Below are 21984 nucleotides of genomic sequence, written 5' to 3' on the forward strand. Positions count from 1 at the left end.
GACTGAAACAATAAAAAAAGTCCTACAATACGTTGATATTGTAGGACTTGTCTCTTTTTTGTCGCCGTTTGGCTTTGTTCTTATGTGATCCGCCTGGGGCTCGAACCCAGGACCCCAACATTAAAAGTGTTGTGCTCTACCTGCTGAGCTAGCGAATCAATCCTTATTGCTGTTAAGCGGGTGCAAAGATAGAGGGATTTTTTTAACTGCCAAAGAAAATCTAATATTTTTTCTTATCTTTGTACCAAATTACATTTTACACATTATTATATAATATGGCAACAGTAGACGATAAAAAGATTATTTTCTCAATGGTGGGAGTGAGTAAATCCTTCCAGAATAATAAACAGGTTTTAAAAAATATTTACCTATCCTTCTTCTATGGAGCAAAGATTGGTATCATTGGTCTCAACGGATCGGGTAAATCGACTTTGCTGAAGATTATTGCCGGACTGGAAAAATCCTATCAGGGTGAGGTAGTCTTTTCACCGGGGTATTCGGTTGGCTATCTGGCTCAGGAACCCTATTTGGATAATACGAAAACGGTGAAAGAAATCGTGATGGAAGGGGTACAACCCATTGTTGATGCGCTGAACGAATACGAAGAGATCAACCAGAAGTTTGGTTTGCCCGAGTATTATGAAGACCAGGATAAAATGGATCTGCTCTTTGCCCGTCAGGGAGAATTACAGGATATTATTGATGCTACTGATGCCTGGAATCTGGATAGTAAGTTGGAACGTGCTATGGATGCTCTTCGTTGTCCCCCGGAAGATCAATTAGTGGAAAATCTGTCAGGTGGTGAACGCCGTCGTGTAGCACTTTGTCGCCTGTTGCTACAGAAGCCGGATATCCTTCTTCTTGATGAGCCTACCAACCACCTTGATGCTGAGTCTATCGATTGGCTTGAACAACACTTGCAACAATATGAAGGTACGGTAATCGCCGTAACACATGACCGTTACTTCCTTGATCATGTAGCCGGATGGATTCTTGAACTGGATCGTGGTGAAGGTATCCCCTGGAAAGGTAACTATTCCAGTTGGCTTGAACAGAAAACCAAACGTATGGAGATGGAAGAAAAGACAGCGAGCAAACGTCGCAAAACACTTGAGCGTGAGCTGGATTGGGTGCGTATGGCTCCTAAAGCACGTCAGGCTAAAGGTAAAGCTCGTCTGAATTCTTATGATAAGCTACTGAACGAGGATGTAAAAGAGAAAGAAGAGAAACTTGAGATATTTATTCCCAATGGTCCTCGTTTGGGAAATAAGGTGATCGAAGCTAAACATGTGGCTAAGGCTTATGGTGATAAGTTGCTCTTTGATGATCTTAATTTCATGCTTCCTCCTAATGGTATTGTAGGTATTATCGGTCCTAATGGTGCAGGTAAGACAACCCTTTTCCGTCTGATAATGGGGCTTGATGCCGTGGATAAAGGTGAGTTTGAAGTAGGAGAGACTGTAAAGGTAGCCTATGTAGATCAGCAGCATAAAGATATTGATCCTAATAAGACCGTTTACCAGGTTATTTCCGGTGGTACGGAATTGATTCGTATGGGTGGGCGTGATATCAATGCACGTGCTTATCTTTCACGTTTTAACTTCTCTGGTGCTGATCAGGAAAAGCTTTGTGGAATGCTTTCAGGTGGTGAACGTAATCGTCTGCACCTTGCTATTGCATTGAAAGAAGAAGGCAATGTGCTTCTTCTCGATGAACCTACCAATGATATTGATGTGAATACACTTCGTGCACTTGAAGAAGGTCTTGAAGACTTTGCAGGATGTGCCGTTGTTATTTCGCATGACCGTTGGTTCCTCGACCGTATCTGTACTCACATTCTTGCTTTTGAAGGAGATTCAAATGTGTTCTATTTTGAAGGCTCATATTCGGAGTATGAAGAGAATAAACAGAAGCGATTAGGTAATGAAGAACCGAAACGTGTTCGTTATAGAAAGCTCGTTAATGACTGATATTTATGATATTCTGAAAGCTTTCTAAAGCTTTCAGTTTCAAATGGGAAGCTCCGTGGTTTTACTGCGGAGCTTCTCGTGTTTTATAATGCAATAAAATGTTTGTTACTCTTAAAAATCGACATGAAAATGTAATGTGGTTTTAAATCTTATTAATTATATTTGCACTTCAAAACATTTATTAATTAACAAATTCTATTAACTAACAAACAGAATTTATGAGAAGACATCTAATTCATTTCCTGCTGGTTGCAATACTGACAGTTTGCTCTGCTGCTACTGCCTTTGCCCAGACTACAGTGAAAGGTCAAGTTGTTGATGCGGAAACCGGTGATCCATTGATTGGTGCAGCCGTAACTGTTGCTGGCACTACACAAGGTAGTGTGACCGACTTAGACGGTTATTTTACACAAAGAGTTGGTCAGAATGAGACTTTAGTGATAAAATATCTTGGGTACAAGGATTTTAAGAAAAAAATTACTCAGGTAGGTTCAGCAGATTTGGGAGTGATTAAGTTGGAAGCAGATGCGGTTGTTTTGGGAGATGTAACTATTACCTCTTCAATTGCTGTAGCCCGTAAAACTCCGGTGGCAGTTTCTACAATTGATCCGGTATTTATAGAAGAAAAACTTGGAACCCAAGAGTTTCCTGAAATATTAAAGTCTACTCCAGGTGTATATGCAACCAAAGATAATGGTGGCTATGGCGAAGCACGTATTAATTTACGTGGATTTGAGGCCGCTAATATTGCTGTAATGGTGAATGGTGTACCTGTAAATGATATGGAATGGGGTGGTATTTATTGGAGCAACTGGTCTGGATTATCTGATGTAACGCGTTCTATGCAGGTTCAGAGAGGTCTTGGAGCATCTAAGATTTCGGCTCCTGCAGTGGGTGGATCTATCAATATTGTCACTCGTACTACTGATGCAAAAAAGGGTGGAAGCGTATCTTACGGAATTGGAAACGACGGATATAACAAACTTGCATTTAGTGTATCAACAGGTATGAATAACAAAGGATGGGCCTTTTCTATTCTGGGTTCTAAAACATGGGGTGATGGTTATATAAAAGGAGCGGAGTTTTCTGCATATTCCTGGTTTGTGAATGTATCTAAGAAATTGGGAGATAGCCACAGCCTTTCTCTGACAGCTACTGGAGCTCCTCAAACCCATAATAAGCGTTACGATAAACTGACAATTGAAGAGTGGGCAAAGCAGAAAGAGTACGGAACAAGATACAATGCTGTATATGGTTTTGATATCAATGGAAAATTGCGTACTGGATCAAGTTATAATTACTATCACAAACCTCAGATATCATTAAATCATCAATGGAATATTGATAGTAAGTCAAGTCTTTCTTCATCCTTATATATGTCAATAGGCAAAGGTGGAGGTTATAGTGCTCAAGGTAATAACAGTGCTTGGTTTTATGGTGCAACAAATGGTATTCCTAACACACTTTACCGTAAGATTGATGGGACATTTGATTATCCTTCTTTGATGGAAGCTAATGCAGCGAGTGCTAATGGTAGTTTGGCTGCAATGTCTTCAAGTGTGAATGAGCATATGTGGTATGGATTAGTCTCTACATATACGCGTGAACTCCGGGAGGGGTTAGAACTGCAGGCTGGTATTGATTTACGCTATTATAAAGGTGTACATACAAATGAATTAGTAGATCTTTACGGAGGTGATTTTTATATTGATTCTTATTATCGTAAGAATGTAGAGGGTAGAGCTAATGATTTGGCTTTCCAAAATCAGAAACTCCAGATAGGAGATGTTGTTAAACGTGATTATGATGGTTTCGTTGCTCAGTATGGTGGTTTTGCTCAGTTGGAGTATTCAATAGATAAATTATCTGTTTTTGCGTCTGGAAATATTAACAGTAATGCTTTTTGGCGTTATGATCGTTTTTATTATGCTCCAGGTAATGAGCGTTCAGAGACAGTTACTAAAGTAGGATTTGGACTTAAAGGTGGTGCTAACTATAATATAACAGAACATCATAACGTTTTTGCTAATGTTGGTTATTATTCTCGTACGCCTTTCTTCTCAAGTGTATTTTTGTCAAAAGATACCAGTAACAATACTAACAAAGACTGTTTGAATGAGAAAGTATTTTCATTTGAGTTGGGTTATGGATTTGTTTCCAGTAAATTCTCTGCTAATTTAAATCTTTATCGTACAGCATGGAATGACCGTACAATGGTTAAGCCAGTAAGTGATGCACAAGAGAGTGCTTATATTAATATGCAGGGTGTGAATGCTTTGCATCAAGGTATTGAATTGGATTTCAGAGCTCAACCATTGCGTGGCCTTGAAATAACCGGTATGGTTTCTATTGGTGATTGGAATTGGAATAGTAATGCTACTGGTTATTGGTACAATCGCTATGGCGAAGCTTTAGATGCTCAAAAGCAAGTGGTAGAACCTGGTAGTCCGGAACATGCTAAAGTTAACATGAATCTGAAAGGTATTAAGGTAGGTAACTCAGCTCAAACGACTGCAGCTTTGGGGGTATCATATGAACTAATTAAAGGTCTCCGCTTCTCCATTGATGGAAATTATTATGGACGTAATTATGCTAATTATGATATTAGTATGACTAAAACTACCGGTGATAATAATTTCCAGGATCCTTGGAAGATACCTAATGCTTTTGTTTTCGACGGACATGTAAGTTATCGTTTTAAATTAGGTAATATTGATGCTAGCTGGAATGCAAGTGTTAGTAATTTATTCAATGAACAGTATATTACAGATGCACAGGATAACGGTGCTAAAACAGCTAAAGAAGGAGAACGTACAACTTGGAAGGACGCAACTGTATTTTACGGTTTTGGAAGAACATGGAGTACAAGTCTGAAGTTTAGATTTTAATAATAAATAAAGGAAATAGTATATGAAAAAAATATTATTTGCAACCGTAGCGGTGGCGCTTATGTTGGGATCTTGTGATCATGCTCCCGAATTTGATGGTTTTATAGAACCTCAGCCCACTGATTTGGTTAGATTGAATTTGACATACGATGGTACATATCCTTCTACTGCTGGGTTCGCTAGCATGGAAGAAGCACAAAAAGAATTATCAGCCTGGCTTTATAAAAATTATTATGCTTGTGATGAAGGTTCAGAAGCTCAGGTAACCTATAACTTAGCTGTTGTTGCTCCAGTTAAAATGTTAGCAGCAGATTTTGAAGGAAATATTATAGTAAATGATCCTACTGTAGTGCCAGGGTGGTTGAATGTTGCTACTTCGGGAGAAAAAGTTTATCAGAATAAGAGTTATAATGGAGATAATTATACTTCAATAAGTGCTAATCGTGATGAAGGGACTTCTGTAGCTTGGTTTATTTCTCCTAAATATAAAGTAGGAAAAGGTGATAAGCTTTCATTTGACATGTGTGTTGGATACTATAATGGAGATTGTTTGCAAGTTTTGATTTCTGAAAATTTTCAAGGAACAAACCAGAGTATAACTAATAAGAATACAACATGGACTGATATTACTGATAAGTTTACATTACCCACAGAACCTACAAATGGATATGGCACATTGGCTTCTGTTGGTGAAATGAATTTGGATGCATATGCAGGCAAAAATATTTATGTCGCTTTTAAATATTCAGGTGCAGCTGATGGTGCTACTACTACTGTTCAATTGGATAATATAGAGATTACTGCAGAAGAGACCACTACTGTAGAACAGACGGACAAGTTTGTATTTAAGGGATATACTGATAAATGGCAATATGAGAAACCAAGTGAAGACATCCTGGTTAATCAAGATTTTGAAGGCAATAATCCGGTAGATAAAACAGACCTTGTTGAAAAAGGCTGGTTGAACGCCACAGTACAAGGTACTTATAAGTGGAGATGGACAAAATTTTCTGGGAACTTCTATGCACAACAGTCGGCTAATAAGCATACCGGTGTGCTGGAAAGCTGGCTTGTGTCTCCTGCTGTTTCTTTACGTGAGGATATGATTCTTAACTTTGATATGAAGTTGGGATATTATAATGGTGATGCTATGACAATTCTGGTTTCTGAGGATTTCGATGGAGAAACCGGAAGTCTTGGTACTGCAACCTGGGTCGATGTAACCTCACAACTTACTATTGACAAGAGTTCCACTGGTAGTTATGATAGTGATTTCACAAACCATACTGTTGAGTTAGCTGCTTTTGCTAATAAAAAGGTTTATATTGCATTTAAGTATCTCGGTGATGGTGCTGGACCTAGCACTACTTATCAGTTGGATAATATCTATATTGGTATTAAGAAGTAGACCAAAATGTAAGTATTAAAAGTAAGAGAGGCTGTTCCGTTTTTGAGGAGCAGCCTCTTCTCTTTTATCTTGTATTTCAAAGATTAGTTTTTCTCTCAGAACTTCATTCTCATCACCACTGGTTTATGATCGCTATAATCCACTTCCGGAGAGAAATAATCCAACCCTTCAAAGTCTTTTGTGTGTAGGATATAGTCAATCCTCAACAGTTTCTTGAAATAGCGGAAAGTGTACATATATCCATGTCCGCAGGTTTGAAAGCCATCCTTTAGTTTATCACCTTTCATGGTGCGATATGTATAGGATGAAGGCAGTGAGTTGAAGTCACCGCATACTAATGTAGGGTAGGGGGAAGCGGTTATCATCCTATGCAGTTCTGCTGCTTGAGCGGCACGTTTCACAAAATTCTCTTCCAGCCCTGCTGCCAGTTTATGAACTGCATATTCGGTACCGGTGGTGTTCTCCGTAGCGAGCTCTTTTTCCAAAATACGTTTGTTACTACTCACCTCTGTTGTCTGGAGATGGTTATTGAAGATACGGATTATTTTTCCATTCACACTGATATCGCATTGCATACTGCAATTTCTGCTGTCCGGATGCGTTATAAGTACAGTATTCTGGATAGGAAATTTGCTGAACAAAGCTACCTGTAAGATGGATGTTCCATCTGTTGGTTTAGGGATGGAATAGTAGGGCCATGCAGAAAGAACCTGTTTTATGCTATCCTCATTGAACTCGCGATTGCTGCCAAACTCTTGCATGCACAGGATATCTACACCTTGTTCCTCCATGAAGCGGGCTATCTCTTTACAGGAATATCCGGTCTGATCTCCATTAAAAGCATTTACGTTGTAGGTGGCGAGGGTGAGTGGGGCTTTAGCTGTATCCGGAGAAGAGAGCTGAATAATCCGGTTCAAGTATGCCCAGTTGCCAAGGATGGCGATAAGGGGGATGAGCAGCCATATTCGGAGCCGTGCGGCCCAATAGATAAGTACGATAAGATTTATCAGCAATAATACCGGCAATGCAAGGCCTATAAAGGCAAAGCCGATGTATTTATCCGGAGATACGTAACCGGAGAAAGCTCCTGCCAGTGTTATACCTGCCAATATAAAGGTTATTACAATTGATATGCAATAAAATAGTTTGAATACAGCTCTTTTTCCCATAATTGTTTAATTGACAGTTGACAGTTGATAATTGACAGTTGACGGTTGACAGTTGCTATGCAGTATGACGGTGCTACTCATCTCTTCTGAGAGGGGGGGGCTTTGGGGAAACTTTTGTGGTGTAATTATTTTTTTTCTTCTCAATTTGTTTAGAAGATTACACTGTGCGTTTATATGTCATTGTAATTATGGAGCAGCCTCCTCTCGAGTAATTGGTTACGTTTCCCCCCTACATAGTAACTGTCAATTGTCAACTGTCAATTGTCAACTCTTTAAGTATTTCTTTATAATTGTTTTTAATTTCTCTTGTGCTATCGGCTTTGAGATAAACTCAGTACATCCTGCGTCCGTAGCGGCATTTCTGTCATACTCATAAGCAAATGCACTTTGCATGATGATAGGTACGTCCGGAGATAGTTCGCGAATAATTTTTGTAGCCTCCAATCCATTCAGATTAGGCATTTTGATATCCATTAATATCAGGTCCGGTTTTACCTCTTCAAACATCATAACTACTTCCATACCATCTCGTGCACGTGTCAGATTATAATTCTTTTTCAGTATTGCATTCAGCAGATCATAGTTACTGTCCGTGTCTTCAGCGATGAGAATGCTTGGTTTATCAGTTCCTTTATCGGCATTGCCGGGTTGTGATTCTACGGTAACTGTGTTATCTTCCGTACCTGTAGATAAGGGTGCTTTTTCCAGTGTGGGTGGTTCTGTTTTCATACTGACTTTTGCAGGTAGCCAAAAGCTGAATGTTGTTCCTTTCCCTACTTCTGAGGTTACGGAGATCTCTCCGCCCAGCCGTTCAATGATTGTCTTGCAGATAGAAAGTCCGAGTCCCGTTCCCTGTGCCGTACTATTTAGTTTCATAAAGCGTTCAAATACTTTGTTCACTTTATCTGCTACGATACCTGTTCCTGTATCCGTCACATGGAAGATTATCCTTTCTCCTTCTTGCCGGTATCCATAACTGATACTTCCTTCTGTTGTAAATTTCAAGGCATTTCCTATCAGATTGGATAATACCTGGAAGATACGATTCTTGTCGGAGTCAATAATAATTGCTTCATTTGAAGGCTCGTAGAGTAGTTGTACATCTTGCGGGGTGCGAAATACATGTGCATCATGGATCTCCTTACATAATCCATTCAGCCTTACAGGGGCACAAGTAAATTCTACAATGCCCGATTCTATTTTCGATAAATCCAGTATCTCATTGATCAGTTGAAGTAACCGTTCATTATTGGCATCTACAATGGTATAGTACTCTTGTCTTTCGTCAGCATTTTCGCTTTCTGCTATGAGACGTGAGAATCCTACGATGGCGTTAAGTGGGGTACGTATTTCGTGGCTCATGTTTGCCAGAAAAGCTGACTTCATATTATCCGATGTTTCAGCTTTTTCTTTAGAAATCATCAATTCGCGTTTCATCAGTTCCAGTTGCGTGATGTCCCATTCAATGCTGATGACAACCGGTGAGAAATCTTTCCCCTCTACCTTTATTTTCTGTTTATCCAGGATAATCAGATTTCCATTCTTATCTTTTTCTTCCGTCACCCAGTGTTTGCATTTTCCGGTGGCAGCAACCTCCATATCTTCTTTTCGCTTCTGCTCGGCCACTTCCTGAGGATAGTAGTCGAAATCAGTCATTCCGGTGGTTTCATTCTCAAAACTCATATTTCGGTTGTATGATTCCCGATTACGGTATACATAGCAAAAATCGCTGTTCACATCTTTGACCACAATACCTGCCGGTAGATTCTCCATCGTGGTATCCATGATACTGTTCAGCCGTTTTATCTGCGATTCGTAGTGCAGGCGTTCTGTGATATCATGTGCGAACGACCAGTAACTACTTTCTCCTTCGTCACTTGTCACATGATACATTGTTCCTTCAAAAGCTAATATCTTCTTGTTACCTGGTATCGGCTGGTATGCGATAAAGTTGCAGCAACCTCCTTCGTTTATTTGTTTATATCTCTGCTGCCAGTCCTCGATCGTGTTTATATCACCTGCCAACTCGTATATCTTATACAGATTCAATTTATCTTCTTCTGGTATTCCGTGATTCTCTTTGAATAATCTGTTGGCGAATATCAGCGTACCATCTTCCCGAGCGGCAAAGATACTCTCTTTGGCATTGTTGATAGCATGCGTAAGTGTATTTATATCATTTCGGTGGCGTTGTATGTCTGTCACATTTTGTACATATCCTTCCATGTAGAATGTCCCGTCGGGCAATTCCTCACGGGTATACGTTTGTATTCTCAGATAACACACCTCACCATCATAGCTGATGCGGTAGTTTATGTTATATTCATTAATTTCTTTTTCATTATTCTCCAGCCATTTGGCAAAGAGATTTCTGTCTTCCTCAACTATCATCTCATAGTAACGTTCGATTGGAATAGAACGTTGCTCTTCTTTACAAAGAATGCCTGTGTATCCCCAGTAATAGAACATCCGTTCTTTACTGATGTATTTCCATTGCCCGATCTGGGCAGCCTTTTGAATCTCTCTTAATTCATGGTTGGTACGTTCCAGCTGTAGTTTCACATTGCTTCGAGCCGTGATATCCCGATATTGGCAAAGTACTTTATCCTCATAGGGATACATGATACATTTGAAGTAATACGTTCCCTCTGCCAATTCTAATTTATAGTTTTTGCTAACACTTTTTTGTTTGTCTATAACCTGTCGGAAAATCGGGACCAGCTTCTGACGGGTGTACAGAGGCAATAAATCAAATATATTTTTTCCCAATAGTTTCTCTTCCTGCAGAAACCAAAGATTACTGTGTGTATCAATGTCTACGCAAGTCCCATCCTGATCTACCAGTATCATTGTATCAGCTGTGATTTGCAGTATTTTTTTGGCGTTCTGCGCGTCATGCAATGTTCTGTCCATATGGTATTATGATTTATGGTTTATGATTCATGAATTATGAGAGGATGTTGAATTATGATTTATGAGGATTTATTTCCCTCTTTTAGCCTTTTCCCACGCACCGGTTCCACGTTTTTTCCTCAGATATCCTATTCCCTTCAGTACATTGACGTTCATAAAAAGAAAATAATAAGGAATAAACAGCAGTTTGTTTTTTATCTGTCGTGTTGACAGGTAATACCCCCAAAGTCCCAGAATGTAGAACAATATCTGAAGAATCAGAATCGTTCCGTATATCTCACACGAAGTTCCCATACACAGTAATAGCGCATTGAGTGGCAATAACAGAAACAACAGTATGGGAGTGAGCGACCATCGTAGTACCCGGTGCGATACATATTGGAAACTCAGTATCCCATAGCGGAACGGATTCAGCAACGGGCGCAGTCTCCAGATAGATTGCAGACCTCCGGCGGCAATGCGTACTTTTCGTTTTTCTTCTTCGTGCATATCTGCCGATCCGCTTTCGATAGCGTATGCTTCTGTACAATAAGCGATTGTATGTCCTTGCATGGCAATACGCAGTGAGAGGATGAAGTCGTCCAGTAATGTATCCTGCTCCATCTCTTCAAACAATTCCCGGCGTACGGCAAACAGTTCTCCAGCCGCTCCTACGGCCGAGTACAGTCGTGCATCCAAGGCTTTCAGGGTTGATTCGTATTTCCAGTAGATACCTTCTCCTCCGGCAGCTGCACCATCCCGTGTTTGTACGGCAATTCGTTTCTCTCCGGCCACACAGCCTACGCGTGTATCCTCAAACGCCAGTACGATTTCGCGGATAGCCTCCTGGTTTACCATCGTATTGGCATCAGTAAACACTACAATAGGCGTGTTTATCAACTTCATACCCCGGTTCATCGCAGCAGTTTTTCCTTGTCGTTCGGATTGGAACAGTACGGTGGCTTTTCCTTCCCAACGAGTGCGTAGCTGTTCGTTTGTTCCGTCATTACTACCATCTGTCACCCATACGATGTGTAGTTTATCCTCTGGATAGTCCAGTTCGAGAGAATTTTCCATCTTTTCGTCCACCACTTCTTCTTCGTTGAAAGCGGTGATAAACAGCGTTACTTCGGGCAGTGTACCGTCTTCGGGAAGTTTTCGCTTTATTGGTTTTACAAAAAGCTCTTTCAGCTTTACGAGCAGGTAGAGAACGATACCATAGCCCAGATACGTGTAGAACACGATGAAGAGGGCTATCCAAAAGATGATTTCAATCCAAAGAGTATTCATATAAAGTATCTTTATTTTATTCTGTTGAGTAATTCTGTTTTCTTCTGTGAATCTTTAAGCATATTCACAAAATAAAGGGCATCTGCTTTGTTGGAAGCGTTGCTTTTATCATTTTCGTATTGTTCTACAAAATGTGTGGCATGTTCTGTCAGATACTTCCGGCAGTCTATGTTTAACATTAGTTTATCTTCAAAGTCAGCATATGACAGTCCACTAACGGCGTTATCTGTTTCGATAGAAACAATATCCTGTTTCTTCAGACCTGTTAGATTGATGGTGACAGACGGGTAGTAGAAATATTGTCCACTTGGTAGGTCAACGGTTAGTTTCAGGGTCGTTTCGTCTATAACTTCTATTTGCGGAGCGGCCCCATGAGTACGGTAGTAATTATATTCATAATACTCTTCCTGAGAAGGGAACCACATGGAGTCGTCTCCGTCTTTACCATAATTGTCATTGAGCCAAAGCAGGAAGTTTACCCAGCCGGAGTCTGTTCCGTGTACTCCGATATAAATAGCCATTCTTTCTTCTTTAGGCTTTTGGAGTTGTTCCTCGATCAAGGGTTTAAAGTAGTTGGGAGAATCGTTAAACCAGCGTTCGATTAACACATTGTGCAAATCGTCTGCCACTTTAAAAGGGTACAGTTTGACTGTTCCTGCCTGTGCTACCATGGTTTGTATGGGAGGATATTCAAGTGCTGCGGTTACATATGCCTTATTGCCATCCGGTTCAGCCAGTGTTTTACAGCCCCGGCCATTGAGGTGTTTCAATATACTGTCTTGTGCATTAGGGTATTGTTCTAGCAATGCATTTACGTCTTTTTCATTGTTTACGACAAGATTATGGAAGGCGATTCCCCAACCATAATTCAGCATTTCGCGCACGTTGTTCCATACTAGGCCTTTTTTTATACCAAAACGATTATGGTTCTTTGGATTGTACATGAAGATTTCTGTTCTCTCATTCATCCATGTTTGGTCGGGATTGAGCGTAGTAGTAGGAGTAAAGCGTATTTCATTGCCAGCTCCGTCTGTACTTCCAAGTGTTTTTTCCAAATACCAGATATCGGGCGGAAGGTCACTCCATAAAAGATGGCCTACATTATAATAATATTTATTAGTCAAAGGCTTTCCGTTAATAGCTGCCCATGTACAAGAAAATGCTGCTTGTTTACAGTCATCCTGTGTGAGCATAAACAGCCACGATTTGTTATATTTCAAATGAGGAATTTCTGCATTTAAGCTTTTACGTACCAAAGGCTGCTTTATTTTTATGAAAATTTCCGTTTTGATATTTTCCTCTTCATTTTGAAAGGGATAAAGATAAATAGGCTTATCTTCTATTAAATTTCCTCTGGTTAAGTCTACCTCCCTGATACATGATACTGCGAATAAGGAAAGAACCGACAACATGAGATAAATAAATTTTTGTTTCATGAACTACCGATCTTTTATTTTATCAAATTAGAATCTTCATCTTTGTAATTATCTTTTGGAGTGAACAGTCCTGTTATACCTTTTAATGCTTTGATCATCCTTATTTTGAAACTGTTCATAAGTGAGCCATCTGCATTAATGGTACCATTACTTGTCAGTACCCTTGCTTTATGGTTTCTAATGAATACCAACTTGCCTTGTGATTTCATAGCTAACGCCAGTGATCCATCCTCTCCGCGAATAATATCTGTTCTGAAACCAAATAGTCTGGCTGGTTCCGTATGAAAACCAAAAGCCATTCCCCTTACACATAGTTCTGGACGTTTGATAGCCTGAATATGTAGATGTACATCTCGTAGATTTTCATAGAACCATAATCCGATTTGTGAGTGTTTGTTATCCGCCATAAAGCTCCATAAGCTAAATGTAGCTATTATTCCCGGTTTCATTAATTGCTCAACATGTGTTTTTATATAATAAGGGGGGTAAAGTGTATCGGCATCAATGCAGAGATGCAATTTTCCACGTGCGTGATTCAGTCCGCACTGTCGTGCATATCCGGGGCCTTTTTGTGACTCATTATAATAGCGGGCTCCCAGTTGTTGTAATACCTCTTCTGTATTATCTGTTGAGTTGTTGTTAACGGTTATTATTTCAATAGGGAAATTGAACTGGTTATCACAAAGCGACCAAAGGCAACTCAGGAGATGAGTTGCTTCATTGTGGGCAATAAGTACTATGCTTGCCAATGGTTCGTTACTTTGAAATTCTGCTAATTTCCGACATACTTCTTCTATAATAGGAGCCGGAATTTCAGAAACTGGTTTTTCATATACTTGTATGTATTTATTATACCATTTCATACATCGTCCTTTTTAGTTATTGATTGGAATAACTCTTCCCATTGTTTTGCAATATTTTCCATCTTATATTTTTGAGCGTCTTCATATGCCTGCTGTCCCATTAGCAGGCGTCTGTCTACATTTTCAATGAGAAAACTTATTTTTTCTGCCATATCTTCAATGTTACCATCTTCTACCAGTAGTCCATTTATTCCATCATTAATAATATCACGTGGTCCGCAGGGACATGTAAATGATACGGGTGGAACCCCGCAACCCATTGCTTCTGTTATAACCATTCCAAAGCCTTCATATCGCGATGAGAGCACAAAAATGGAACTTTCGCTGTATCTATCGGCAATGTTGTTCACAGTATGTTCCAGTTGGCATTTTTCTGTTAGTCCCAGACGTTCTATCTGTGTTTGCAATTCTGTTCGCAAAATGCCGTCGCCATAAATGCGTAACATCCAGTCCGGATGTTCGCGTATCACAAGGGCCCAACTGTCTATCAATCTATCAAATCCTTTCTGTGGCGCATATCGTCCTACGGCTATTACGCTTTTTTCTTTTCCGTCTGATTTCTTATTCAGTGGTGTAATAATAGGATTAGGAATAACACTTATATTGGAAAGTTCAGGCCAGAATCCTGCTTCTTCATGTGTCAGTAATATAACTTGTTTCAGTTGCGATAGGTTGTGTACAAATTTCTTATTCCATTGCACCTTTAACCATTTCAAAACAGGATTTCCACTTGCAAGTGTTTCGGCTCCATAGGCATGGCGGGTAACGTGGAATTCTCCGATTTTAATACTACCGTCATTTATTTTATTGATAAAATTCAGTTCCCGCCTCAAAGTTGATATGGTGATGTCTGGACTGAGTTTCCGCAAAGTTTTGGTGAATCTTTTTTGGAAACAACGATAACGAAATGGATATTTTAATAGTTTTGTGAAGTGTGACTGATTATATGGATAGTCAAAAGCTATTCCCAGGTCAATGTGTTTTACCTTCGGTGATAACGGAAAGTATGGTTTACGATCTCCAAGTTCCGAAGTTAGAATCGTTACATCATTTCCCTGTTCCGCGAAATAGCCAGCTTTGAATGTAATAATACGTTCCAAGCCTCCCGGTGCTTCTAAAGAAGGCAGATAATATACTAATTTCATATTTTAGCAATGATTTGTTTCTGATATTCTTCTCCGGCATCCGCTACCTGGCTACCATCTGGTGCTTCATTTACGTATTTACGTTCTAATTTTACTTTCCTTTGTGCGCCCATCCGCCACCATTCGTATTCAATGTCTACATGTCCTATATCCATTGCTTGGCGTCCGTTTTTAAACAGATCGTATGCCAATACGGTCGCTGTAGGTCCTAAAGCAATAAGATAGAGTACCTCTTTTTCCAGCTTGAGCGCTTCATTCAGAATATCATCATACCGGCTGAATGCATCATGAGGCGGACAAAGAATACGACGAATACTACGTGCTCCGCTAAAGAGATCGTTGCCTACTCCCAAACGACTCTTTTCGCCTTCTATAAAAACTACGTTACGGTCAGTCCAAATACCTCGCATGGCTTTAAACCAGCGTCCACATGCTTCTTTCGAGGCAAAATCCATGTAAGGTCTTGTTACAAAAGTATTATAATACAACCGATTCGGTTGTAGATATTTGTCCCACCATGCACCATACAGAAAAAAGTGAGTTCTCCAGAATCGGCGCGCTTTACGGTTGTATCGGTAAAAATCTGAAAATACATCCGATATACATACCAGGTGTCCTTCTTCATGGCTCACCAGCACCTCTTTGAGTCGTGCCGCCAGTAACTGATCTCCTTTTTGAAATCCGATTTCCTTATCTGCACAGGTAAGCAGCATTTCTCCGTCACCGTAGCGACTTACTGAACAATGCTTGTCTATCACTGTTTGTATTGTTTCGTCAATGGAAGCTACCCGGGGAACTACTTTCTGCCGATGTCGCAACACGATATACCAAAAGTTATACCACTCTACCGTACTTCCATAGCGTATCTTATACTGTATCTTATCAATCAATGGCTTTATATTCATGATAATATACTTTTAAATAATTCATCCCACTTTTGCATAATATTTTCGAGGTCAAAACGATGTATATTGATTACTGCCTTTTTTCCCATTTGTTTGCGTACATCTTCATTGGTGATGATGAAGTCCAGTTTCGCTGCAAGTTGGTCTATGTTTCCGTTTTCTACCAGCAGTCCGTCTTCTCTGTCGGTAATAATATCTCGCGGGCCACACGGACAAGTAAATGATACAGGGGGGATACCGCATGCCATTGCCTCTCCCAATACCATGGGCATTCCTTCATAGCGTGATGAGAGTACAAATACCGAACTTGCTACCATCTCTTCTGCTACTTTTGGGGTAGTACCTTCAAGCCGGCAGTTCTCATGGGTTAGTCCCAGTGCATCAGCTTGTTTCCGGTATTCAGTTCTCTCCCCATCACCGTATATTACAAGTTGCCAATCCGGATGTTTTTCACTTACTTTCTTCCAAGCTGGGAGTAATAAGTCAAACCCTTTTTGGTAGGTATATCTGCCGATAGCGAGTATTCTTTTGGCTTCACAGTCCGATGTACAGGTAGTACGGAAAGTGGAAGGATTGTGTATACATATTACATTGTTTAGTTCTACCCATTTGTCCCGGTCCTCATTGGTTAATACAACAAACTTTTCCAGTTTTTCCAGTATACCCAATAGTTGATTCATCCACATGCGAGCAGCTACTTTTCGGATACTCGCGGGTGCTTTTATATCATTAAAGTTCCGGTAATTGTCTCTGCTAAAATGAAATTCTCCTATTTTTCGGCTTCCGTCCCGGATAGAGGTAATGAAGTTTATCTCCCGTCGTAATGTAGATATAGTAATATCGGAACGTAGTTCATAAAGAGTTTTACGCAATCGCTTTTTGTAGCGTTGTTGACGATTGAAATAATTGTATAGACGCATAGCCAGATTTCCACCTCCAATACGATCAAAGTTGATATCCAGATTTATCACCTTCACCAGTGGAGAGAGTTCATAATACAATTTCCGCCCTTTTTCTTCTGTAAGAATGATTGTTACGTCATATCCCAGTTTTTCTGCCAGATAGTTGGCTTTTAATGTTAATACGCGTTCCATCCCTCCCGAAGCATAAAGTCCAGGAATACAATAGGCCAATTTTATTTTTCGGTTCATAGGCTTTCGATCACATATTTCATTTGTGTTTTCCACGATAATTTTTCGAGTATTGATGTCCGTATTTCTTTTGGAGTTAATGCCACTGAGTGGTAGAAATCTACTACTTTCTGTATATTCAGTGGTGACTCATCAGCAGGAATTTTCATTATATATGGCATCTCTTCAAAATCGTCGTCAATTTCGGAGTAAACAAATGGGATTCCTCGTGCCGCATATTCCCGGTTTTTTAGTGAACGAAGGTGGGTGATCCCGCTTCGGTGACGTGCCAGGCTACCAATGCCTAACTGGCATTGATCGAATACGTCGTCAAGCGCTTTTCCGAAAAGAGGACCATGAAATATAACCGATTCTTCGAGGTGATTCTCTGTTACCAGTTGATGATATTCGTCCATAATAGTAGGAATACCCTGTCCTACGATGTGTAATACGACATTTTGCAGGAGAGCAGTCTGTGTTACTATTCCACGAATAGCGCGGTCAAATCCATGCCACGGATGGATTGTTGCTACGGCTATAAGATGTAGTTTGCCATCTTCCGGTTGTAAGTCTGTTTTCAGAGGTACTGCATCAAAATCTATTCCATTTGCTATACGAATGGTAGGGCGACCGAAAATGGTTCTATGATTTGAAAAAGTTATTATTTGGTCAATGTACATTGACATAAAACGGCGCAAACACTTGTCCATAAATATAACACGTTGGTATCCGGAAGATAATCCCTTGTATTCCTGATCATATGGATAAGTTGGAATTTCCATCACTATCCCACATCCTATTTTTTTCAGCTTCCGAAGTAGGTTGATAAGAAAAGGAGTAGTGTTGTGGTCACTACGGATATAAATCTGGTGGATGTCATTTTTACGTACGTACTGTGCAATACAGTTCAATCCCGTTCGTTTCAGAATTTTACCTTTTATTCCTGAGCCATAGTCTTGTAGTACAGTATCGTCTATCATCCGGTATTTCTTCCCATTGGCATCGTCAAGCCAGCATACACGTACATCGGCGCCGCATTCGCGTAATGCTTTCACCTGATAACGGATTTTCTTGCTGATACCATTAGCTTCATCAAATCCATGAAAGATAAGAAACAATATTTTCATTGTTTGCTTTGTTACTTGTTTGTATCGTTTATTTTTTTTCTTAGTTTCTCGACCAGTCCGCGTGCTCTTCTTATCAGATCATATTCGTGTGTGGTCTGTATGTACAGCCCAAAGATAAGGAAACTTATAATACTTTTCAATAGTAGCGTGAAAAAAATGTTATCCCCCTCTGTAAGGTAGTGCAGCGGTAGCAAGGCGGCAGTAATAAGCATGCTTACAATAATAGGTGATGCAAATTGTCGCAACAGCGTCCACATACTCCGTTTGAGCGTGATGCGGTACATCTGCCAGTAACATTGGATGAAGTTGATACAAAATGTAATGACAATGCACCATGCTACTGCTTCGAGTGTGCCAAACCAGAAAATGCCCAACAGCATACCACTTACGTTGAGTACGGACGAGAACAATCCGCAGATAAACAGGCTACGCGTATCTCCTGCTGCTTGAAAAATACTTCCAGAAGAGGAAAGGATAATTTGTATGCCCACCGAAAGGGTGAGAATACGGAATACGGGTATAGAGGGTAACCATTGATCTCCGAAGATGATAAGGGTAACTTCTCTGGCAGTGAAAAATAACAATACACTGAGTGGTATCCCGATAAAAGCAAGCAAGCGCATGATACGTTCGTAGGCAGAGCTAAGGCGTTGCAGATCATTCTGATAATCACTGAAAACGGGATGCATTACTGGTGTAATCACTTGCGTGATATTCTGAAGCGGAAGCATCATCAACCGATAAGACTTTTCATAATAGCCCAGCTGCGACATACTCATGTATTTGCCTATTAATAGCTTGTCCAGGTTTCTGCTGAAGTAGTTGATGACATTGAACAGGAATTGATAGACAGAGTAGGAAAATATTTTGCGAATTGCTTTCAATCCCAACGTTAGCGAGGCGCGCTGAGGATAACGTTTAATTGATATACCGAATATTAGTATGCTGGAAAGAATTGGACTGATAATTAATGCATACAGTCCGGCGCCACTCAGTGCAGCGATGACTGCGGCTACACCACTCGCCACTTGTATGCCGAAGCTACGCAGGGCAATGAACTTAAACTCTTTATTTTTATAAAATAGTGCATTGGGCACTATGTTGGCAGAGGCAAAAAAGAGGTTGAGACAGAGCAATTGGCATAGGATACGCAGAATGGGACTGTCATAATAAGCAGCAATGGACCACGAGGCGGCAAAGAAGAGTACGGATAGCCCTATTCCCATCCAGAGGGTGAATGAAAAGATGTCTGACAGTTCATGTTCGGTCAGAGTTTTATCTTGTATAATGGCAGGGGAGATGCCCATATCGGTGAAAATACCGAAAAAGGCGATGATGACTGTAGCAATGGCAACTATACCAAAATCATCCGGTGAGAGGAGCCGTGCCAGCACTCCGGCCACCACAAGGGAAATGATGATTCCGCTGTATTTAGCGAGGGCAGTGTAGAATACGCCGGAGAAAAGCTGTTGTTTGAGATTACTTGCCATGAAAAGTATTATATGAATCTGTTAAATATTCAAAGCGAAATGCTATTGAGTTAAATATATTAATTGGCTGCGCTGTGTCAATACACTTCCAGCCTCCGATAAGGGTGCCTTTCTAGGCGAGGGAGCTGCATCGGCACAGCGCGCTATATTCATTATTTATCCGTAGCAAATAGAGTTTAAACAAATTTAGAATCGATGTTCAAAATCGACTGATACGCGTTTATATAAGCATCTGCAACTGTATTGAGACCCATTTGCTGTTTCGCAAAGTGATAATTATCTTCACCTTTATCTTGTTCACAAAGTTGTCTTGCCTGTTCTAGAGCATTCGTTATACTGTTGATATCATTAGGGATAAATATGGGATTTTTTACCTCGTGAAGCAATTCACTTACATTTCCTACATTGGGACCTATTACGACCTTCCTGAACAAAAATGCTAAAGGGATATTACCAGAGTTTAAAATCTTTTTCCGTTGTACAAATATTACATCTGATGCTGCAATATAATAAGGGAGTTCGTCATTGTCTATGAGCTCTTCACTTGCTCCAGCTTTGACACCTCTTAATCTTAGAAAAAGAGGAACGAGATAATATCCGATGAAAGAGAGGATCCGTTTTAGTATATTTCGTTGTCCGGGACGCCTAGAGAATGGGAGCATTCGTGGAGCCAGTAAGAATTTGTTTTTATTCCGGAAACGTAAATAGCTATTTAGCACCATTTTGATTTCTTCATGATTGCGAAACTTACCAAAAGCGGTAATAACAAACCTATTCTTAGGGATTCCTATCCGGGCACGTGCCTCTTCGCGTGTTATGCTTTCGTTATATGTGTTTTCGTAAATATGGTGTGGTATGATAGCATTCCGGCTACTGGGGTAATTTTGTTTGAATTCTTCCAAACTGTATTTACCCATGTGTACTATTAAATCACTGCATGATTCTATTATTTCGTATGCCTGTTTAATGACTGGATTACTGTAATGGGGACAACTGTTATGGCGGGTATAGACAAATTGGGTTCCTGCAATCTTGAAATATGCAATACGCTGTTTGAGGCGTTCTATAACAGACTCATCTGTACAATTCCATCCCACAACTTCTTCCGGCCATTGAAAATGAACAATATCATATATATCGTCTTTCTCCCAGAAGTCATGACAAGAACAATGTATGTCAATCTTTAAATTGTAAATGGCCTGACAAAGGACGTGGACAAAGAGATTGTCAGCGTCATCTTCCCTGAAAACTATCAATGCTTTCATTGTTTTTTTATAATGTTTGTCCGTTTGGTACATTTATATTTTAGAATAGGGACAAAAATACATAAAAAATATTAGTATCAATGATTTGCTGGTAGAATTAATTTCTTTCTGGTGGTTTTGAATAATTTGCCAATATACTGTGCTGCCAATTATCCATCATCCACCATTCTCCGCCTACTTGTCAGTAAATCAACTATTAATTTATTCAATACTCCGTACAGGAAGTACAACAGTATGGGAATTTTTCCCAAGTTCAACACCTTAGTAGGAGGTCGTACTAGTACCCGGTTGGAAACATACTGTCTTCAGTGTCATAACTATCGCAGTAACGAGCACGACAAGTCCTTTATGCCAATCTCGACGATAGGTTCATCTATTAGGTTGTAGCCTTCATATCCCCAATGAAGTCGAGCTACAGGAACAAATCCGTCGCAAAGTAGCAGTCCATTTACGTAAGTAAATTCGTGGTGATGGATAATATTGCCAGTAAGTTATTGCGTCTTGTTTACAGTCTGATTCACAAGTAACAGCTTTATGACAGGGATTATACACAAAGAGATCCAAGGTGTGTTGTGATTTCAGATATATGTAAATGCTGGATAAACAGATAAAGAGATTGTTTGATTGTTAAAAAAAAATATAATATTTTAATACGTTAACAATCAACATATTATGTGTCGTATTATTTACTCGTAGAGAATTGACTCGTTTCTCTACGACAAACGGAGCATTTCTCTACGAGCAACGGGGTGTTTCTTACTGAGGAATAAACTAAATATCCATAAGATACGACAATTTGCATGAATATGAAGATGGAAATAATTATCAATTGTTGTAAAAACAGAAAGTGGAGTCAAGAAATGAGACTTTCGTTGATTAACTTTTATTAAAAATGTGTGTGTTACAAATAGTTGGTTTTAATGGAATGTATAAGAATAGTTTCGGCTTGAGAGCGGAGATGGGTTGGGAGAATTTTGACTGATACTATACATTGGAACAACAACGT

The 21984-nt window shown here is 39.8% G+C and carries 14 protein-coding genes and 1 tRNA gene; 3 read left to right on the forward strand and 12 right to left on the reverse strand.

The features are described 5' to 3' along the window. Positions 1–85 precede the first annotated feature (85 nt). A tRNA-Lys gene (locus QX565_RS05535) sits at positions 86–158 on the reverse strand. Positions 159–275: 117 nt separating this feature from the next. Between QX565_RS05535 and ettA the strand changes: the two genes are divergently transcribed. From ettA to QX565_RS05550, 3 genes are all read left to right on the forward strand, one after another. Next, positions 276–1970, forward strand: a complete 1695-nt coding sequence (gene ettA, locus QX565_RS05540) for an energy-dependent translational throttle protein EttA (RefSeq protein WP_025866443.1) — start codon at positions 276–278, stop codon at positions 1968–1970. Positions 1971–2188: 218 nt separating this feature from the next. Continuing rightward, the gene (locus QX565_RS05545; protein ID WP_289291769.1) at positions 2189–4858 is read left to right on the forward strand and encodes a TonB-dependent receptor; all 2670 of its coding nucleotides are present in this window, start codon (positions 2189–2191) and stop codon (positions 4856–4858) included. Positions 4859–4880: 22 nt separating this feature from the next. Then, on the forward strand, positions 4881–6266 hold the full coding sequence (locus QX565_RS05550) for a choice-of-anchor J domain-containing protein (protein WP_289291771.1): 1386 nt from the start codon (positions 4881–4883) through the stop codon (positions 6264–6266). 95 nt (positions 6267–6361) lie between these two features. Here the strand turns inward: QX565_RS05550 and QX565_RS05555 are convergent, their stop codons facing one another. The 11 genes from QX565_RS05555 to QX565_RS05605 all read right to left on the reverse strand — a co-directional run bounded on the left by QX565_RS05555 (position 6362) and on the right by QX565_RS05605 (position 20978). Beyond that, positions 6362–7435, reverse strand: coding sequence for an endonuclease/exonuclease/phosphatase family protein (locus QX565_RS05555; protein WP_289291772.1), 1074 nt, complete (start codon positions 7433–7435; stop codon positions 6362–6364). A gap of 264 nt (positions 7436–7699) precedes the next feature. Then, positions 7700–10348 carry an ATP-binding protein gene (locus QX565_RS05560; RefSeq protein WP_289291774.1) on the reverse strand — a complete coding sequence of 883 codons (2649 nt, stop codon included), beginning with the start codon at positions 10346–10348 and terminating at the stop codon, positions 7700–7702. A 69-nt stretch (positions 10349–10417) separates the two neighbouring features. Continuing rightward, complete coding sequence (locus QX565_RS05565; protein ID WP_289291776.1) at positions 10418–11617, reverse strand: glycosyltransferase family 2 protein; 1200 nt, start codon at positions 11615–11617, stop codon at positions 10418–10420. An 11-nt stretch (positions 11618–11628) separates the two neighbouring features. Beyond that, a complete protein-coding gene (locus tag QX565_RS05570) occupies positions 11629–13053 on the reverse strand; it encodes a polysaccharide deacetylase family protein (RefSeq protein WP_221650028.1) in 1425 nt (474 codons plus the stop codon). Between the two features lie 14 nt (positions 13054–13067). Beyond that, positions 13068–13916 (reverse strand): glycosyltransferase family 2 protein, encoded by an 849-nt coding sequence (locus QX565_RS05575; RefSeq protein WP_221650027.1) that lies wholly within the window; start codon positions 13914–13916, stop codon positions 13068–13070. Further along, positions 13913–15061, reverse strand: coding sequence for a glycosyltransferase family 4 protein (locus QX565_RS05580; protein ID WP_289291779.1), 1149 nt, complete (start codon positions 15059–15061; stop codon positions 13913–13915). The genes QX565_RS05575 and QX565_RS05580 overlap by 4 nt, the downstream gene beginning before the upstream one ends. Further along, positions 15058–15966 (reverse strand): SP_1767 family glycosyltransferase, encoded by a 909-nt coding sequence (locus QX565_RS05585; protein ID WP_221650025.1) that lies wholly within the window; start codon positions 15964–15966, stop codon positions 15058–15060. Before QX565_RS05585 ends, QX565_RS05580 begins: the two co-directional genes overlap by 4 nt. Continuing rightward, positions 15963–17117: a glycosyltransferase family 4 protein gene (locus tag QX565_RS05590; protein WP_221650024.1), complete on the reverse strand. Its 1155-nt coding sequence runs from the start codon at positions 17115–17117 to the stop codon at positions 15963–15965. Before QX565_RS05590 ends, QX565_RS05585 begins: the two co-directional genes overlap by 4 nt. Then, positions 17114–18223, reverse strand: a complete 1110-nt coding sequence (locus QX565_RS05595) for a glycosyltransferase family 4 protein (protein ID WP_289291782.1) — start codon at positions 18221–18223, stop codon at positions 17114–17116. The genes QX565_RS05590 and QX565_RS05595 overlap by 4 nt, the downstream gene beginning before the upstream one ends. An 11-nt stretch (positions 18224–18234) precedes the next feature. Continuing rightward, positions 18235–19713 carry a lipopolysaccharide biosynthesis protein gene (locus QX565_RS05600; protein WP_221650022.1) on the reverse strand — a complete coding sequence of 493 codons (1479 nt, stop codon included), beginning with the start codon at positions 19711–19713 and terminating at the stop codon, positions 18235–18237. Between the two features lie 176 nt (positions 19714–19889). After that, positions 19890–20978: a glycosyltransferase family protein gene (locus QX565_RS05605; protein WP_221650021.1), complete on the reverse strand. Its 1089-nt coding sequence runs from the start codon at positions 20976–20978 to the stop codon at positions 19890–19892. Between the last annotated feature and the right edge of the window lie 1006 nt (positions 20979–21984).

It is taken from the genome of Bacteroides sp. 41_26, from assembly GCF_949740115.1.
Lineage (GTDB): Bacteria > Bacteroidota > Bacteroidia > Bacteroidales > Bacteroidaceae > Bacteroides > Bacteroides nordii.

Coding starts and splice junctions, on each gene's coding strand:
- QX565_RS05590 (WP_221650024.1), bottom strand. CDS start 17,117: ATGAACCGAAAAATAAAATTGGCCTATTGTATTCCTGGACTTTATGCT.
- QX565_RS05580 (WP_289291779.1), bottom strand. CDS start 15,061: ATGAAATTAGTATATTATCTGCCTTCTTTAGAAGCACCGGGAGGCTTG.
- QX565_RS05600 (WP_221650022.1), bottom strand. CDS start 19,713: ATGGCAAGTAATCTCAAACAACAGCTTTTCTCCGGCGTATTCTACACT.
- QX565_RS05570 (WP_221650028.1), bottom strand. CDS start 13,053: ATGAAACAAAAATTTATTTATCTCATGTTGTCGGTTCTTTCCTTATTC.
- QX565_RS05575 (WP_221650027.1), bottom strand. CDS start 13,916: ATGAAATGGTATAATAAATACATACAAGTATATGAAAAACCAGTTTCT.
- QX565_RS05585 (WP_221650025.1), bottom strand. CDS start 15,966: ATGAATATAAAGCCATTGATTGATAAGATACAGTATAAGATACGCTAT.
- QX565_RS05605 (WP_221650021.1), bottom strand. CDS start 20,978: ATGAAAGCATTGATAGTTTTCAGGGAAGATGACGCTGACAATCTCTTT.
- QX565_RS05560 (WP_289291774.1), bottom strand. CDS start 10,348: ATGGACAGAACATTGCATGACGCGCAGAACGCCAAAAAAATACTGCAA.
- QX565_RS05595 (WP_289291782.1), bottom strand. CDS start 18,223: ATGAAAATATTGTTTCTTATCTTTCATGGATTTGATGAAGCTAATGGT.
- QX565_RS05555 (WP_289291772.1), bottom strand. CDS start 7,435: ATGGGAAAAAGAGCTGTATTCAAACTATTTTATTGCATATCAATTGTA.
- QX565_RS05545 (WP_289291769.1), top strand. CDS start 2,189: ATGAGAAGACATCTAATTCATTTCCTGCTGGTTGCAATACTGACAGTT.
- QX565_RS05550 (WP_289291771.1), top strand. CDS start 4,881: ATGAAAAAAATATTATTTGCAACCGTAGCGGTGGCGCTTATGTTGGGA.
- QX565_RS05565 (WP_289291776.1), bottom strand. CDS start 11,617: ATGAATACTCTTTGGATTGAAATCATCTTTTGGATAGCCCTCTTCATC.
- ettA (WP_025866443.1), top strand. CDS start 276: ATGGCAACAGTAGACGATAAAAAGATTATTTTCTCAATGGTGGGAGTG.